General features: G+C 63.3%; 13 protein-coding genes. 7 read left to right on the top strand and 6 right to left on the bottom strand.

All coding sequences use genetic code 11. The features are described 5' to 3' along the window. Positions 1-74 precede the first annotated feature (74 nt). The 5 genes from dgoD to BLR25_RS04200 are packed head-to-tail and all read right to left on the bottom strand — an operon-like array spanning position 75 to position 6,607. Positions 75-1,223 carry a galactonate dehydratase gene (gene dgoD / locus BLR25_RS04220; protein WP_091934114.1) on the bottom strand — a complete coding sequence of 383 codons (1,149 nt, stop codon included), beginning with the start codon at positions 1,221-1,223 and terminating at the stop codon, positions 75-77. A 33-nt stretch (positions 1,224-1,256) separates the two neighbouring features. Next, entirely contained in the window at positions 1,257-2,024 is a 768-nt protein-coding gene (locus BLR25_RS04215) for an SDR family oxidoreductase (protein ID WP_091934111.1), read from the bottom strand. A 28-nt stretch (positions 2,025-2,052) separates the two neighbouring features. Then, positions 2,053-3,300 carry an enolase C-terminal domain-like protein gene (locus BLR25_RS04210; protein WP_091934108.1) on the bottom strand — a complete coding sequence of 416 codons (1,248 nt, stop codon included), beginning with the start codon at positions 3,298-3,300 and terminating at the stop codon, positions 2,053-2,055. A 20-nt stretch (positions 3,301-3,320) separates the two neighbouring features. Then, entirely contained in the window at positions 3,321-4,361 is a 1,041-nt protein-coding gene (locus BLR25_RS04205; protein ID WP_091934710.1) for an L-idonate 5-dehydrogenase, read from the bottom strand. Between the two features lie 56 nt (positions 4,362-4,417). Beyond that, positions 4,418-6,607 carry a dihydroxy-acid dehydratase domain-containing protein gene (locus tag BLR25_RS04200; protein WP_091934105.1) on the bottom strand — a complete coding sequence of 730 codons (2,190 nt, stop codon included), beginning with the start codon at positions 6,605-6,607 and terminating at the stop codon, positions 4,418-4,420. A 303-nt stretch (positions 6,608-6,910) separates the two neighbouring features. Here BLR25_RS04200 and BLR25_RS04195 point away from each other — a divergent pair, with 303 nt between their 5' ends. The 7 genes from BLR25_RS04195 (at position 6,911) to BLR25_RS04165 (ending at position 14,051) form a co-directional block, all read left to right on the top strand. Then, the gene (locus tag BLR25_RS04195; RefSeq protein ID WP_091934102.1) at positions 6,911-7,993 is read left to right on the top strand and encodes a PfkB family carbohydrate kinase; all 1,083 of its coding nucleotides are present in this window, start codon (positions 6,911-6,913) and stop codon (positions 7,991-7,993) included. An 18-nt stretch (positions 7,994-8,011) separates the two neighbouring features. Continuing rightward, positions 8,012-9,154, top strand: coding sequence for a Gfo/Idh/MocA family protein (locus BLR25_RS04190; RefSeq protein ID WP_218122623.1), 1,143 nt, complete (start codon positions 8,012-8,014; stop codon positions 9,152-9,154). A gap of 22 nt (positions 9,155-9,176) precedes the next feature. Beyond that, positions 9,177-10,208, top strand: a complete 1,032-nt coding sequence (locus BLR25_RS04185; protein ID WP_091934099.1) for a galactitol-1-phosphate 5-dehydrogenase — start codon at positions 9,177-9,179, stop codon at positions 10,206-10,208. 34 nt (positions 10,209-10,242) lie between these two features. Next, positions 10,243-10,944 (top strand): FadR/GntR family transcriptional regulator, encoded by a 702-nt coding sequence (locus tag BLR25_RS04180; protein ID WP_091934096.1) that lies wholly within the window; start codon positions 10,243-10,245, stop codon positions 10,942-10,944. Between the two features lie 108 nt (positions 10,945-11,052). After that, positions 11,053-12,060, top strand: coding sequence for a TRAP transporter substrate-binding protein (locus tag BLR25_RS04175; protein WP_091934092.1), 1,008 nt, complete (start codon positions 11,053-11,055; stop codon positions 12,058-12,060). A gap of 129 nt (positions 12,061-12,189) precedes the next feature. Beyond that, positions 12,190-12,771, top strand: a complete 582-nt coding sequence (locus BLR25_RS04170; protein WP_091934087.1) for a TRAP transporter small permease — start codon at positions 12,190-12,192, stop codon at positions 12,769-12,771. Next, the gene (locus BLR25_RS04165) at positions 12,768-14,051 is read left to right on the top strand and encodes a TRAP transporter large permease subunit (RefSeq protein ID WP_091934084.1); all 1,284 of its coding nucleotides are present in this window, start codon (positions 12,768-12,770) and stop codon (positions 14,049-14,051) included. The genes BLR25_RS04170 and BLR25_RS04165 overlap by 4 nt, the downstream gene beginning before the upstream one ends. Before the next feature lie 148 nt (positions 14,052-14,199). On the opposite strand, the gene BLR25_RS04160 is transcribed toward BLR25_RS04165, so the two are convergent. Beyond that, positions 14,200-15,216, bottom strand: a complete 1,017-nt coding sequence (locus BLR25_RS04160) for an AraC family transcriptional regulator (RefSeq protein ID WP_176785743.1) — start codon at positions 15,214-15,216, stop codon at positions 14,200-14,202. Positions 15,217-15,232: the final 16 nt, after the last annotated feature.

The raw sequence follows: 15,232 nt of genomic DNA, 5'->3' as shown, positions 1-15,232 counted from the left end.
CAGAGAAGATGTCGGCGCAGCGAACTCAAAGCAGTCCTGGCGCGGTGTGCGAAACCCGTCGTTTCAGGCGCCGCTCACCATTCGGCGATCGATCCGTCGGCGTGGCGCCAGACCGGATTGCGCCAGTTGGGTGCGTTGGCGCTGCGTTCGATCACCCGCGCTTCGTTGATCTCGACGCCGAGTCCGGGCCGTGACGGCGGCAACAGGTGGCCGTCATGGAAGCGGAAATCCTCGGGGTTGAGGACATAGTCGAGCAGGTCGGCGCCCTGATTGTAATGAATGCCCATGCTCTGTTCCTGCAGCACGGCGTTGCGCGCGACGACGTCGATATGCAGGCAGGCCGCCAGCGCCAGCGGGCCGAGCGGGCAGTGCGGCGCCAGGGCGATGTCGTAGGCTTCGGCCATTGACGCGATCTTGTGGCACTCGGTGATGCCACCGGCATGAGAGAGATCGGGCTGGGCGATGGCGAGGCCACCGGAGGCAAACAGCGCCTTGAAGTCGAAGCGCGAATAGAGGCGTTCGCCGCCGGCCAGCGGGATCGAGGTGGCGGCGGCCAGGCGTGGATAGTGTTCGGCCTGTTCGGACAGTACCGGTTCCTCGACGAACAGCGGCCGGTAAGGTTCGAGTTCCTTGAGCAGGACGCGGGCCATCGGCGCGGTGACGCGTCCGTGGAAATCGAGGCCGAATTCGATGCTGTTGCCGAAGGTCGCGCGGATTTCGGCGACGGTGGCGATCGCGGCATCGATCTGGCGGCTGCTTTCGATCAGGGCCATCTCGCCACAGCCGTTGAGTTTGAAGGTGTCGAAGCCGGCCGTTTGCAGGCTGCGGATAGCGGCGATGACCTCGGCCGGTCGGTCGCCGCCGACCCAGCTGTAGGCTTTGATGCGATCACGGACGAGGCCGCCGAGCAACTGATAGACGGGCACACCGAGTGCCTTGCCCTTGATGTCCCAGAGCGCCTGGTCGATGCCGGCGATGGCGCTCATCAGGATCGGCCCGCCGCGATAGAAACCGCCGCGGTAGAGCGTTTGCCAGAGGTCGTTGATGCGTGCCGGGTCCTTGCCGATGAGGAGGTCGGAAAGCTCATGGACCGCGGTTTCGACGCTGCGCGCCCGGCCCTCGACGACCGGTTCGCCCCAGCCACTGATGCCCTCGTCAGTCTCGACCTTGAGGAACATCCAGCGCGGCGGCAGGCGGTAGGTGGTCAGGCGGGTGATCTTCATGGCAACTCCCGGCGCGGGCGTGACTAATAAATGCTACAGCACGGCGAGCCAGCCGCCGTCGACGTAGATGATCTGCCCGTTGACGTAGTTCGAGGCTTCCGAAGCGAGATAGACGGCCGTGCCGGCCAGTTCGTCGGGCTTGCCCCAGCGTCCGGCCGGGTTGCTGGCGCGCACCCAGGCGTCGAAAGCGGCGTTCTCGATCAATGCCGTGTTCATTTCGGTGAGGATGTAGCCGGGGCCGATGGCATTGGCCTGGATGTTGTGCGGCGCCCATTCGGCCGCCATCGCCCGCGTCAGCATCTTGATGCCGCCCTTGGCGGCGGTGTAGGGCGCAACCGTGGCGCGTGCGGCTTCGCTGGTCAGCGAACCGATGTTGATGATCTTGCCGCCCTGGCCGCGCGCGATCATGCGTTTCGCCGTGGCGCGCGCGACGATGAAGGCGCCGGTCAGGTTGGTGTCGATGACGCGTTGCCAGTCGGCGACCTCGAGTTCGACCATCGGCTTGCGGAACTGGATGCCGGCGTTGTTGATGAGGATGTCGACGGCAATGCCACGGGCATCGAGATCGGCGAAGGCGGCCTCAACGGCGGCTTCGTCGATGACGTCGAAGACGCAGCCTTCGGCGGCGTGTCCGGCGGCACGCAGCTTGGCGACGGCCTCATCGACGGCGGTTTGCTGGCGGCCGTTGATCAGGATGCGGGCGCCGGCGGCGGCGAGGCCTTCGGCCAGCGAAAAACCGATGCCGCGCACCGATCCGGTGATCAATGCCGTGCGGCCGGAGAGATTGAAGAGGGGAGACATGATGTTGTCTTTCCTTCGTGTCAGGGTGTCAGGGCGTCTGCAGCGAACCGTCGGCGAGACGCGTCTGCGTCCAGGTCGTCACGGTTTTCTCGCAGGGGTATTTGGCGGCTTCGGCTTCGTTCAGCTCGATGCCGAGGCCGGGCTTGTCGTTGGCATAGACATAACCGGCGCGGAACTCCGGCAGGCCGGGGAAGACGTCGAGCAGCGCCTCGCGCGGACCCTTGAGTTCCTGGATGACGAAGTTGGGCGGTTCGGTGCCTGACCATTCCTGGATGCCGAAATTGCGCGCGGCGAGATCGATATGGATGTTGGCGGCATGGGCCAGCGGCGACATGTCGCCGGGGCCGTGCCAGGCCGTGCGCACGCCGAATTGCTCGGCGAAGATCTGCAGCTTGCGCGCCGGCGTGATGCCGCCGACCTGGCTGAGATGCACGCGGATATAGTCGATCAGGCGCTCGACGATCAGCGTCTTCCATTCGAGCGGATGATTGAAGAGCTCGCCTTGTGCGAGCGGGATCGAAGTCTTCTCGCGCAGTTGCCGCAGCCAGTCGCCTTCCTCGAGCGGAATCGCGTCCTCGAGGAAGAAGAGCTCGAAGGCTTCGAGTTCCTGGGCGAACTTGATCGCCTCGATCGGTTTCAGGCGCTCGTGCACATCGTGGCAGAGCGCGACGTCCCAGCCGACGCGGTCGCGGATGCCTTCGAAGAGCTTGATCGTCTCGCGCATGTAGCGCTTGCTGTCGAGATAGACGCCTTCCGGCGCGCCCGTCGGCGCCGTCGTCGGCGCCGGGCCGTAGGCGCCGCCGCCGTAGCCGCCGCTCTGGCAGCGGATATGGGTGATGCCCTGGGCGCGGTAGCGCTGGATGTTGTCGCAGAGTTCGGCGAGGTCCTTGCCGTCGGCATGACGATAGATCGGCACGCCTTCGCGCACCTTGCCGCCAAACAGCTGGTAGAGCGGCATGCCGGCGAGCTTGCCCTTGATGTCCCAGAGCGCCATGTCGACGCCGGAAATGGCGTTGTTCTCGATCGGGCCGTTGCGCCAGTAGGCGTTCTGGTGCATCAGTTGCCAGAGCTCCTCGATCGCTTCGGCATCGCGGCCGACCAGCAGCGGCTTGAGGTACTCGTCGACCAGGCATTTGACCGCCACATGCCGGTAGGCGAAGGTGGCGCAGCCGAGGCCGAACAACCCCGGCTGGTTGGTCTCGACCTTGACGACGACGAGGTTGATGCCTTCCGGCGCCGTCAGGATGACTTTGACATCGGTGATGCGGATGCTCATGGGGCGGACCTCGTTGCGGTTCAGAACGTCAGTTGGACTTTCATGTGCGCCTTGCGGTCGGAGGCCATCTCGAAGGCTTCGACGGCGCGCTCGAAGGGTACCGTGGCGGTGATGATCGGCTTGACGTCGATGCGGCCTTCCTTGATCAGGCGGGCGGCCAGCGCGTATTCCGTATGGAAGCGGAAGGCGCCCTGGAAGCAGATTTCCTTGCCGACGAGCGCATTGATCGGGATCGGCACTTCGCCGGTGACGCCGACCTGGACGAGCGTGCCGCGCGGCCGCAGGACCGGCAGCACGTCCTTGATGACGACGCCGGCGCCGGTGCACTCGATGGCGACATCGAAGTAGCCCTTGTCGGCGGTGAATTCCTCGGCAGCCAGGCCGGGTGCCTGCGAGACGTTGACGGTGCGCGTGGCGCCCATCGCCGTCGCCTTCTTCAGCGCGGCGTCATGAAGGTCGGTGGCGACGACTTCGAGCGCGCCGGCATAACGGGCGGCAGCGATGACGAGCGCGCCGATCGGGCCGGAGCCGGTGACGAGCACGCGCTTGCCGGTCAGCGATCCGGCCTGGCGGACGGCGTGCAGCGCCACCGACAAGGGTTCGCAGCAGGCGGCTTCGCCGAGCGAGACGGTATCGCCAACCGGTTCGCACTGGAACTCGTGGGCGACGATGCGCTCGCGGAAAGCACCCTGGCTATGCGGAATGCGCATGGCGCTGCCATAGAACCACATGTCCAGGCAGTGCTGCTGTTCGCCGGCCTGGCAGAATTTGCAGTGGCCGCAGGGGCGGCTCGGGTTGAGCGCGATGCGGTCGCCCGGCTTGACCTTGGTGACCTTGGCGCCAACGGCTTCGACCGTGCCGGCGACTTCGTGGCCGAGGACGATCGGTTGCTTGACGCGGACGACGCCGAAGCCGCCGTCGAGATAGTAGTGCAGGTCGGAGCCGCAGATGCCGCCGGCGCCGATGCGCACGAGCACCTGGTCATCGCCCATGTCGGCGACCGGCACCGATTCGATGCGCAGATCCTTTTCTGAGTGGAGTACACAAGCAAGCGATTCCATGGTCATTCTCCTGTCAAGATTGTTCAATGCGGGTGTTCTATGCGTTGCGATTCGTCTCAGCGGCCGGAGGGCTTTCGCCAGGGCAGGGTGGCGCGGCGATGGACGGCCATCGGTACGACACCATACTCGGCCGTCGAGACGCTGTCCAAGAGGCTGCAGGCGGCGATCTGCGCCTGCCGTTTTTCCATGCGCGCGCGGCGTTCGTCCATCAGCGCGCGACGCGTATCGAAGGGCGGCGCCGCAAGCGGCACGAGTTCGCCGCGCAGGAAAGCCTGGCGATCGAGCAGGTCGATGCGTTTGTCGCTGAGCCGGACCCAGAGCAGGTCGCCGTTCATCAGCGCGCCGATGCCGCCGCCTTCGAAGGCTTCCGGCACCGTGTGGCCGACGCAGGCGCCCTTGGTGACGCCGGAATAGCGGCCGTCGGTCATCATGATCGAGGTCTTTTCGACGACGCCGTGGTGGCGCAGGTATTGGCTCGGCGCGAACATCTCGGGCATGCCGAAAGCCTTGGGTCCCTGGCCGGCAATGACAAAAGCAAAGGACAGCGTGCCGCGCTCGATCATCGTGCGGATGTCTTCGTCCGCTGGTGCGTGATTGTGACGGCGCAGCGCGGCGAGGAGTTCGGGCGTCAGTTCCGGCATCTCGGCGAGGGTGTCGACGAGGTTGCCGGAATGCAGTTCGTCGTTGCACGGATGCTCGTTTTCGTAATAGCGCACGACGAAGACATGGTCGTTGAAGCATTCGTACTGCGCCGTCGCCATGCCCGAAACCTTGAGCGTGCAGGACGAGAAGAAGTTGCCGCGCAGGATGTCGGTGCCGGAGATGTCGCGGATCGGATGGATGCGGATGACCGAGCGTTCCTGCGGCAGCGCCGGCGAGACGGCGACGTCGATGGCGGCGAGGCGCTCGCCCCAGGTCTTGCCGGCGACGGTCGGTGCGTCGAGGTCGAGCGGTACACGCAGGGTCTCGAGCGCCTTGTACAAGCTGGCGATGCCATGGTGATGTCCGGCCAGCCATTGCTGCGCCAGCACGTAGGTATCGCGCTGCTGGGTCAGGCTGTGGGCGAAGATGTCCGGCACAGGGTGTTCGTTGCCGATCGCCTCGTAGTCGAAGAGCGAAACGTCGAAGCCGGCGTGGCGCATGACGGCGGGCATGTGCAGCATCAGGTTGCTCGAGCTGCCGGTGGCGTTGTGGATGCGGATCGCATTGGCATAGTTGGCGGCCAGGATCTCGCAGACGGCATATTCCGGACGATTGATCAGGCGGAACAGGCTGTCGACGTAACGCGAAACGAGTGCCGTCGGCGGTTCGTCGATCAGGAGTTCGGCCTCGGGCGGGACGAAGCCGAGCGCCGAGACGAGGGTGCGCGACGAGTTGCCGCTGCCGTTGAAGGCGCAGATGCCGCCCTTGTCGTCGCAGGTGGCGGCGGCAAGTTCGTTGAGAATGGTGCGTGCTTCCGACGCGCCGATGAGGTCGTGTTCGACGGCGCGGTTGAGCATGCCGAGGAAGGCTTCGTCGGACGAGCACTGGAGGATGTAATGGCAGTTGTTCTCGATGTCGTCGGCGAGTTGCTCGTCGCCGGCGGCGCGTGCCTTGTCCTGTATGACAAGCAACTTTTCACGTGTCGTCGCCGGGATCGTGCCGCCCTTGAGCACATGGGCCGGGACGAAAACGGCCCAGACCGGCGCCGTGCCGCGTTCGGGCGCGCGCCGCGCCCGGTCGGCAGCGGCGAGGCCGGAGAGGATGCCGGTCGGTGTCTTGTCGCAGCCCGACAGCACGTAGGCGGCGTGGTAGCTGTGTCCTTCGAAATTGATGTTGACGGCCATCGCGCTGTGGTTGCGCGAGGCGAGCGAATAGCTCTGGCCGATGTTGCTCTGGGCCGTGCCGTCGCAGATCACCGGCAGGCCGAAGGCGAAGGGAACGCCGCCGTTCTGCCAGATGCGCGCGGCGGCACGCAGCACGTGTTCGTGGTCGTAGAGGTGGGCCGGATGGTCGGGCGATCCGGCAATGATGCAGATGCGCGGGCGGTTGGCGACGAGGCGCTCGACGATGACCGCCTGCGAGATTTCGCCCAGGCCGGCAAATCCAGGCTCGGCATCGAGCAGTTCGGCGGCGCGCCGGAGCAGCGCCTGCACGGTAATGGGCTCGTTGGCGAGACCCTGGATGCATTCTTGATACGGGTTGCTGCGCTCTTCAACATGGAGCGAGGCGAACTCGGGATTGATGACTTCGTGCTGTGTTTTCATGCGTCGTGGTGGGAGGGTCTCATCCCGTCTCAATGGAAATAGTGTGATCTACAATACAAGTAGGATTGTACTACAATCGTGTTGACATTGCACCATAACGTGTAGCAGACTGTGGGTCACAAACGATAAAGGGCACCTGTCGAGTGCCGTCCCGTTTTCCCGTTTGGGGGGCGAGACAACATGGGGGGAGGGTGCCTGAGGCGAGTGCGCGCGGCGATCGCGCGTGCGGGGCCGATGTGTGCTCTTCCCGCTGACAGGGCCATGGCATTAACGGACCATGAAGACGAGGCAAGGGTGAACACTATGGCATACGGACTCAATATTCTTCCGCAGGGCGCGCTGGATTTCGTTTCGCTGGGCGCACTGATTCACCGTCTGGACCCGGGCATCGTGCCGTTCCGGCGCGCGACGGGCTGTGACATCCACATCAGCGGCGGCGAGTTCAACTGTGCCGCCAATCTCGCCAGCTGCTTCGGCCTCAAGACCGGCATCGTCTCGGCGATGGTCGATTATCCCGTCGGCGAACTGATCGATCACGCGGTGCGCTCGATGGGCGTCAAGCCTTTCTACAAACGCTTCAAGCATAACGGCGTCAATGGCCCGAACATGGCGACGGTCTACAGCGATCGCGGTCAGGGCGTGCGTCCACCGGTGGTCTTCTACAACCGGGCGAACGAAGCGGCAGGCATGCTCAAGGCCGGCGACTTCGATTGGGCTCAGATCTTTGCCGGTGGCGTCCGCTGGTTCCATTGCGGCGGCATTTTCTCGGCGCTGTCGGCGACGACACCCGAGGTGATCATCGAGGGCATGAAAGCGGCCAAGGCGCAGGGCGCCGTCGTTTCCTTCGACCTCAACTTCCGCGCCAAGCTGTGGAACGTCGCCGGTGGCGAGGAGCATGCCGTGGCCGTGCTCGACCGCATCCTCAGGCATGTCGATGTGCTGGTCGGCAACGAGGAAGACCTGCAGAAGAGCCTCGGTATTGCGGGACCGGAAGTCGAGGCCAAGTCGAAGCTCGATTCGAGCGCCTTCTTCGGCATGATCGATGCCGTGCTGGCCAAGCATCCCCAGATCAAGATCGTCGCGACGACACTGCGCGAAGTGCATTCGACCAATCGTCATAGCTGGAGCGCGGTGGCGTGGGTGGATGGCAAGACCTATGCGGCACCGACGATGGAACTCGATGTGCATGACCGCATCGGCGGTGGCGACGGTTTTGCCGCCGGCTTCTTCTACGGCCTGCTCAGCGGCGAGACGCCGGAAGCGGCGATCAAGCTCGGCTGGGCGCACGGCGCGCTGCTGACGACCTTCCCCGGTGACGTCAGTATGGCCTCGGTCGACGAAGTGCGGGCGCTGGCGCAAGGCGGTTCGGCGCGCGTGCAACGCTAAGGCGGGAGTCGAAGGCAGATGTCGATGCGCAAAGTCAGGACGGCGATCATCGGCTGCGGCAAGGTCAGCGACCTCCATGCCGAAGCAATGAAAGCGACGCCGGAGGCCGAATTCGTCGCGATCTACAGCCGTAGTCGCGACAAGGCCGAGCAGTACGGCAAGAAATATGGCGTGCAAGGGTTCAGCGATATCCGCGAGATGATCGTCTCGGCGGGCGTCGAGATGGTTGTCGTATGCACGCCGCATCCGGCGCACCGCGCCGCCGCCATCGCGGCGGCCGAAGCCGGTGCGCATGTGCTCGTCGAGAAACCCCTCGGCGCGAGCCTGCAGGAATGCGACGACATGATCGACGCGGCCCGCCGTGCCGGCGTCAAGATCGGCACGGTATGCCAACGGCGTTTCTACGCGCCGGTGCAGCGTCTGCGCCGCGCCATCGACGACGGCAAGATCGGACGGCCGGCACTCGGCACCGTACTGATGCTCGGCTGGCGCGACGAGAAATATTACGAGAGCGATCCCTGGCGCGGCCAGTGGGCGTCGGAGGGCGGCGGCGTGCTGGTCAACCAGGCGCCGCACCAGCTCGACCTGTTGCAATGGTTCATGGGGCCGATCGACGAGTTGTTCGGCGTTTGGGCCAATCTCAACCATCCTTATATCGAGGTCGAGGATACAGCGGTGGCGATCGTGCGTTTCCGCAGCGGTGCGCTCGGCAATATCGTCGTCAGCAATTCGCAGAAGCCCGGCATCTACGGCAAAGTCCATGTGCATGGACAGAACGGTGCCTCGGTCGGCGTGCAGACCGACGGCGGCGCGATGTTCGTCGCCGGCATGTCGTCGGTGCTCGAACCGCCGATCAACGATCTATGGACCGTACCCGGCGAAGAGCATCTGCTCGAACAGTGGAAGCGTCAGGACAGCGACGCGTTCAACGGCTTGCCCAATGCCGTCGCGCATTATTTCCATCTGCAACTTCAGGATTTCCTGCGCGCGATTCTCGCCGGGACCGAACCGCTGATCAGCGGCGAGGACGGCCGGCGGACGGTGGAGATCTTCACCGCCATCTATCGCTCGCAGAAGACCGGCGCTCCGGTCAAGTTCCCGCTCGCGCCGGACGCCGGCGATCGGGATTACGGCACCTACACATCGGTGCCCTTGCAATGACGATGTCTTCAGGAGAAGGTTTGTGAAAGCGCTGGTTCTCAAGGAATACAATCATTTTGTCTGTGAAGAAGTGCCGGTCCCCGAGATCGCCGCCGACGAGGTACTGATCCGCGTCAAGGCCTGCGGCATCTGCGGTAGCGATGTTCATGGCATGGACGGCAGCACCGGCCGGCGCATCCCGCCGATCATCATGGGGCACGAAGCCGCCGGCGTCATCGAGCAGGTTGGTTCGGGCGTCAGCGAGTGGGCGGTCGGCGAGCGCGTCACCTTCGATTCGACGGTCGTCACGCGTCAGGATTTCTATTCGCAAAAAGGCACGTTCAATCTCAGCGATTACCGCAAGGTGCTCGGCGTCTCCTGCCCGGAATACCGTCAGCATGGTGCCTTCGCCGAGTTCGTCGCGGTGCCGCAGTCGGTGCTCTATCGGCTGCCCGAGGGCTTGAGCTTCGAGCAGGCGGCGATGACCGAGCCGGTCTCGGTCGCTTTCCACGCGGTCAATCTTCTGCCCAGCGAACTCAATGACAGTGCCATCGTCGTCGGCTGCGGCATGATCGGCCTGTTCGTCGTTCAGGCGCTGCGCATCAAGGGCTGCGGCAGCATCATCGCCATCGATCTCGATCAGTCCCGTCTCGACAAGGCGATCAAGTTCGGCGCCGACCACGCGCTCAAGGCCGATGATGCCGAGATCATCGACAAGATCCGCGCGCTGACGCATGGACGTGGCGCCGATCTCGCCGTCGAGGTCGTCGGCATCACGCCGACGGTGAATCTCGCCATCAACGGCGTGCGCAAGGGCGGCAAGGTCGCGCTCGTCGGCAATCTCTCGCCGAAGATCGATCTGCCGCTGCAGGCGGTGGTGACGCGGCAGATCACGATCTACGGTTCCTGCGCGTCGGCGGGTGAGTATCCGGCCTGTCTCGACATGATCGCCAGCGGCCGCGTCAAGGTCGACGAGATGATGTCGGCGGTCGTGCCGCTCGAGGATGCTGCGGCCTGGTTCGAGCGCTTGCACCGCGGCGAGCCGGGCTTGATGAAGGTAATCGTTTCGCCGTAGGCTCATTCTTCTTTTCGAAAGCGACCCACCCATTATGACCAAGACCGATCGACTGATCGAAGCGTTCGGCAAGCAGATCGCCCAGGGCGACTACGTGCCGGGCTCGGCGCTGCCGTCCGAGGCTGAACTCTGCACGCGCTTCGAGACCTCGCGCAATGTGCTGCGCGAAGTGGTCAAGGTCTTGTCGACCAAGCGGCTGATCGATGCCCAGCGTCATCGCGGCTTGTTCGTCATGCCGCGCGAGCAGTGGAACTATCTCGATGCCGACGTGCTGGAATGGGTGCTCGAGAAAGGCGTCAACCAGGATCTGATTTCGTCGCTGATCGAGGTGCGCAGCCTGATCGAGCCGACGATTTCGCGCTGGGCGGCCGAGCGCGCGACGGCGGTCGATCTCGTTGCCATCGAAGCCAACCTGAATGCGATGATCGCCAGCCGGGGGCATCCGCATGCCTTCCACGAGGCCGATATCGGTTTTCATAATGCCATTCTGCTGGCGACCCACAACGTCGTCATCCAGCAGTTGAGCGACGCGATCACGGCGCTGCAGCGGGCGATCTTTGACTACACTTTCCGCACCGACGAGGCGCATATCGCGCGGACGATCCAGGTGCATCAGGAGTTGTTCGACGCCATCCGGCGGAAGAATGCCGTGGCGGCGGAAGAAGCATCGCGTCATATGGTGCTGGATACCCAGGATCGGGCCTTTGCCGAACTGGTCAAGGAAGAGGTTTCATGATTTTTTGTAAGCGTTTGCAGGGGCCGCGTGCGTGCAGTTGGTATGTTGGTTTCAGGCAAACTTGATTGTGTTTTTTGTGGGGTCAATTCCATCTATAAAGGAGCAAGCATGAGAAAGTCGATGTTGAAGAAAATCGCCGTGGCTGTGGCTTTCGGTTTTCTGGCCGGCAGCAGTGCATTTGCGGCAGTGACCGGACGTGTCGGTCACGCGATGCCGGAAGACCATCCGCAAGCCAAGGCGATGAACAAATTCGTCGAACTGGCCGCGAAGTACACCAACAACAATGTCCAGTTGAAGGCCTTCCACAGCGCCACGCTCGGTAGCGACGAGAAGATGCTGCAGGCGGTTCAGGCCGGCACGCAGGAACTCTATATCGGCACGCTGGCGCCGTTCTCGGCGAAGGTCAAGGAAGTCCAGGTCTGGGATCTGCCCTTCCTGTTCGCCAACACCAAGGAAGTCTATACGGTGCTTGACGGCGCCGCCTGCAAGAAGATTTTCGAGAAGCTCGAGCCGATCGGCGTGCATGGCCTGATGTGGACTGGCATGGGCTTCCGCAATCTGTCGAACAGCAAGCGTCCGGTGACCAAGCTCGAAGACATCAACGGTCTCAAGGTGCGCGTCATGGCCAACCCGGTGGCGCTCGAAACCTGGAAGACGCTCGGCGCCAACGCCGTGCCGATGGCTTTCGCCGAAGTGTTTACGGCGCTCGAAATCAAGGCCATCGACGGTCAGGAAAACCCGCTCGTGCACATGTACTCGAACAAGATGCAGGAAGTTCAGAAGTACATCTCGCTGTCGAACCACGTGTACACCCCGGTGGCGCTCGTCGCCTCGAAGAAGTTCTGGGATGGCCTGAGCGCGGCTGACAAGCAAGGCGTGCAGAAGGCGGCCGATGAAGCCCGTCTCGTGCAACGCCAGTTGCTCGACGAAGGCGATCGCGACGTGATCAAGAAGTTCGGCGATGCCGGCGTCAAGGTCGATGCGATTCCGCCGGCCGAACTGACCAAGATCCAGGAAAAGGTGAAGCCGGTGATCGCCAAGTTCGCACCGCAGATCGGCGAGGAATTCCTCAAGGAATTCCAGGCTGAAATCGAGAAGGTTCGCGCCGCCAAGTAAGCTGCGTCAATGGATGCCGGGTTGTTGCCAGTCGGGCGGCAACCCGGCCGAGGCCTCGGTGTTTCAAGGGGCCGGGCGCTCTCGGGGAGCGTCTGAACTTGTGTCTGTTCTCTCGTAAGGAAGCGTGAGATGAAAGATTTTTTGCACGCGGTGAGAAGTGGCTTCTACCGTTTGCTGGAAGTGATACTGGTGATCAGCATGGTGGTGATGTTTGTGCTGGTGTTCTTGAACGTGATGCTGCGGATTTTTTTCAACACGGGCATCGATTTTGCCGAGGAGATACCGCGCTTCGCCTTCATCTGGATGACATTTGTCGGTGCGGTGATCGGGATGAACAAGCACACGCACCTTGGGGTGGATATGGTGGTGGCGGCCTTGCCGGTATTCGGGCGCAAGGTGTGCTGGGGCATCAGCCAGGTGATCATGACGGTGTGCAGCCTGTACATGCTGTACGGGACGTGGATGCAGCACGAGATCATTGCGTCGAACGCTTCGCCGGTGCTGCAGTTGAGCATGCTGTGGGTCTATGGCGTGAGCTACCTGACGGGGACGGCGATCACCATCATCTGTCTGTCGAACATTGTGCGTTTGCTGCTCGGGCAGGTCGATGAGAGCGAACTGATCGACGTGCAGGAAGAAGGCATGGAAGAGGCGCACGAGATCGAGAAGGAAATGGCCGAGCACGCGAGCCACGGGGGGAACAAGGCATGACCGTATTAGTCTTTATCACGTCGCTGCTCGGGCTGATGGCGCTGGGCATGCCGGTGGCGTTTGCGCTGCTGGTGTGCGGCGTGTCGCTGATGATTCACCTGAACTCGTTCGACGTGCAGATTCTGGCGCAGAACCTGGTGTCCGGGGCGGACAATTTTCCGCTGATGGCGATCCCGTTCTTCATGCTGGCGGGCGAACTGATGAATGCCGGCGGGATGACGCGGCGGATCATCACGATGGCGATGGCCTGGGTGGGTCACATCCGTGGCGGACTCGGCTATGTCGCGGTCATGGCGGCGGTGATCATGGCGGCCCTGTCGGGATCGGCGGTGGCCGACACGGCGGCGCTGGCCTCGGTGCTGGTACCGCTGATGCGCAATGCCGGCTACAACGTCAACCGTTCATGCGGGCTGATCGCCTGCGGCGGCATCATCGCGCCGATCATCCCGCCGTCGATCGGCTTCATCCTGTATGGCGTGACCGGCGGGGTGTCGATCACCAAGCTGTTCATTGCCGGGATTGTGCCGGGGGTGCTGATGGGAACCTCGATCATGCTTGCCTGGTGGTGGTGCACGAAGCATGACGAGATGCGCGTCGAGGCGAAGACGAGCCTGAAGGTGAAGCTGGAGGAAACGCGTAAGGCGGCGTGGGCGCTGGTGTTGCCGATCGTCATTGTCGGCGGCCTGAAGATCGGCGTGTTCACGCCGACGGAAGCGGCGGTGATTGCGGCGGCCTATTCGCTCTTCGTTGGCGTGGTGATCTATCGCGAGATCAAGGTATCGCAGCTCTTCAGCCTGTTCCTGCGGGCGTCGGAGACGACGGCGGTAATCATGTTCCTGGTATCGGCGGCAGGGGTATCGGCGTGGCTGATCACGGCGGCGGACATTCCGGGACAGCTGGCGCAGATGGTCGAGCCGTTCATGGACAACAAGATGCTGCTGACCTTCGTGCTGATGCTGCTGGTCTTGGTGGTCGGGACGGCGCTGGACATGACGCCGACGATCCTGATCATGACGCCGGTGTTGATGCCGGTGCTGAAGCAGGCGGGGATCGATCCAGTCTATTTCGGTGTGCTGTTCATGATCAACAACGCGATCGGACTGGTGACGCCGCCGGTCGGGACGGTGCTCAACGTCGTCTGCGGCGTGGCTCGGATTCCGATGAGCGGGGCGATCAAGGGGGTGGTGCCGTTCATGATCGCGCAGACGGTGGTGCTCTTCCTCCTCGTCTTCGTGCCCGAACTCGTCACCTTGCCACTCAAGTGGATGACGGCGCGCTGAGCGTTCGAATCAATCGGTATCACCCAAAAGCTCCGCCATGTGCGGAGCTTTTTTTATCGGCTTTGCAGCGATCGTTTCGCCATGCCGATGTCACCGGGCAACGCCGGGCTTTGCCGCGTGGCAACGGCCCGGCCGATGCTTGCGGAATTCAATGCGCAAACGCGCTGTTGCCCCGGTATCCGGTCGGTGACATGCCGCTCCAGCGCCGGAAGGCCCGGGTGAACGCGCTCTGCTCGGAAAATCCCAGCAGGAAGGTGATCTCGGTCACCGATTTGCTGCTGTCATCAAGATAGCGGCGTGCCAGTTCGTGCCGGGTCTCGTCGAGAATGCCCTGGAACGTCAGGCCGAGCGCGGCGAGGCGCCGCTGCAGGCTGCGTTGGCTCATGCACAACGCCAGCGCGAGTGCGGCGGCGGAAGGCTCGCCCGAGGTCAGTTCCCGCAACAGGAAGGCCTTGCACCGACTGACGATATCGTCGTTGAACACGGTGGCGAGTTGTTCGGTGAGAATCGCGTCGAAGGTGTTCGCCAGCGGCACGTTGACGGTCGGCAGCGGTGCGTTGGCGGTTTCCCCATCCAGCAGAAAGCTGTCTTCATCGGCGCCAAAGCGGACCTTGCAGCCGAAATAGTCCCGCCACGGCGACGTGTCGGCCGGTTCCGGGCGGCGTAGCGTGACTTCGAGCGGTTCCAGGCGGTGGCCGATGTTTGTCCGGCACATGTCGACGAGAATCGACAGGGAAAAATCGGTCATGGCATGGCCGACATCCCAATCGCCGCGACCGTGGTTATAGACGAAGCGGAGTCCGCGATCTTCCATGGCGCAACGGTAGCTGAAACGGCTGCCGAGAATCCGCGAAAAACGCTCCATTCGCTTCAGTCCCGTATGCAGCGTACGGCTTGAAAGCCAGGCAAAGCCGATGATGCCGAGGTTCGACGGATGCCAGCATTCTGCCGCCCGCAGCGCAAAGGCCGGGTCTGCAAGCACGGCCTCGGCTTTGGCAAAGGCGCGGTCGGTCAGGCGACTCGGCAGGCGCGCCGTCGGGTCGCGCAGCACTTCCGCGCTAATGCCGAGTTCGCGGGAAAACTGTTCTGCGTCGAGTCCCTGTTTTTCAATCAGGCGCAGGATGATTTGCCAAAGCGTGGCCAGCGTGCTTGCCGGTTGTTGCATACCAGATCGCGTCGGG

It is taken from the genome of Propionivibrio dicarboxylicus (assembly GCF_900099695.1).
Taxonomy (GTDB): domain Bacteria; phylum Pseudomonadota; class Gammaproteobacteria; order Burkholderiales; family Rhodocyclaceae; genus Propionivibrio; species Propionivibrio dicarboxylicus.
The sequence above is the reverse complement of the archived record's forward strand: the minus strand, read 5'-3'. Positions and strand labels throughout refer to the sequence as shown.

Excerpts from the sequence above, each read along its gene's own strand:
- BLR25_RS04205 (WP_091934710.1), bottom strand. The coding sequence starts at position 4,361 with ATGGAATCGCTTGCTTGTGTACTCCACTCAGAAAAGGATCTGCGCATC.
- BLR25_RS04190 (WP_218122623.1), top strand. The coding sequence starts at position 8,012 with ATGTCGATGCGCAAAGTCAGGACGGCGATCATCGGCTGCGGCAAGGTC.
- BLR25_RS04210 (WP_091934108.1), bottom strand. The coding sequence starts at position 3,300 with ATGAGCATCCGCATCACCGATGTCAAAGTCATCCTGACGGCGCCGGAA.
- BLR25_RS04195 (WP_091934102.1), top strand. The coding sequence starts at position 6,911 with ATGGCATACGGACTCAATATTCTTCCGCAGGGCGCGCTGGATTTCGTT.
- BLR25_RS04175 (WP_091934092.1), top strand. The coding sequence starts at position 11,053 with ATGAGAAAGTCGATGTTGAAGAAAATCGCCGTGGCTGTGGCTTTCGGT.
- BLR25_RS04160 (WP_176785743.1), bottom strand. The coding sequence starts at position 15,216 with ATGCAACAACCGGCAAGCACGCTGGCCACGCTTTGGCAAATCATCCTG.
- BLR25_RS04200 (WP_091934105.1), bottom strand. The coding sequence starts at position 6,607 with ATGAAAACACAGCACGAAGTCATCAATCCCGAGTTCGCCTCGCTCCAT.
- BLR25_RS04180 (WP_091934096.1), top strand. The coding sequence starts at position 10,243 with ATGACCAAGACCGATCGACTGATCGAAGCGTTCGGCAAGCAGATCGCC.
- BLR25_RS04215 (WP_091934111.1), bottom strand. The coding sequence starts at position 2,024 with ATGTCTCCCCTCTTCAATCTCTCCGGCCGCACGGCATTGATCACCGGA.
- dgoD (WP_091934114.1), bottom strand. The coding sequence starts at position 1,223 with ATGAAGATCACCCGCCTGACCACCTACCGCCTGCCGCCGCGCTGGATG.
- BLR25_RS04170 (WP_091934087.1), top strand. The coding sequence starts at position 12,190 with ATGAAAGATTTTTTGCACGCGGTGAGAAGTGGCTTCTACCGTTTGCTG.
- BLR25_RS04165 (WP_091934084.1), top strand. The coding sequence starts at position 12,768 with ATGACCGTATTAGTCTTTATCACGTCGCTGCTCGGGCTGATGGCGCTG.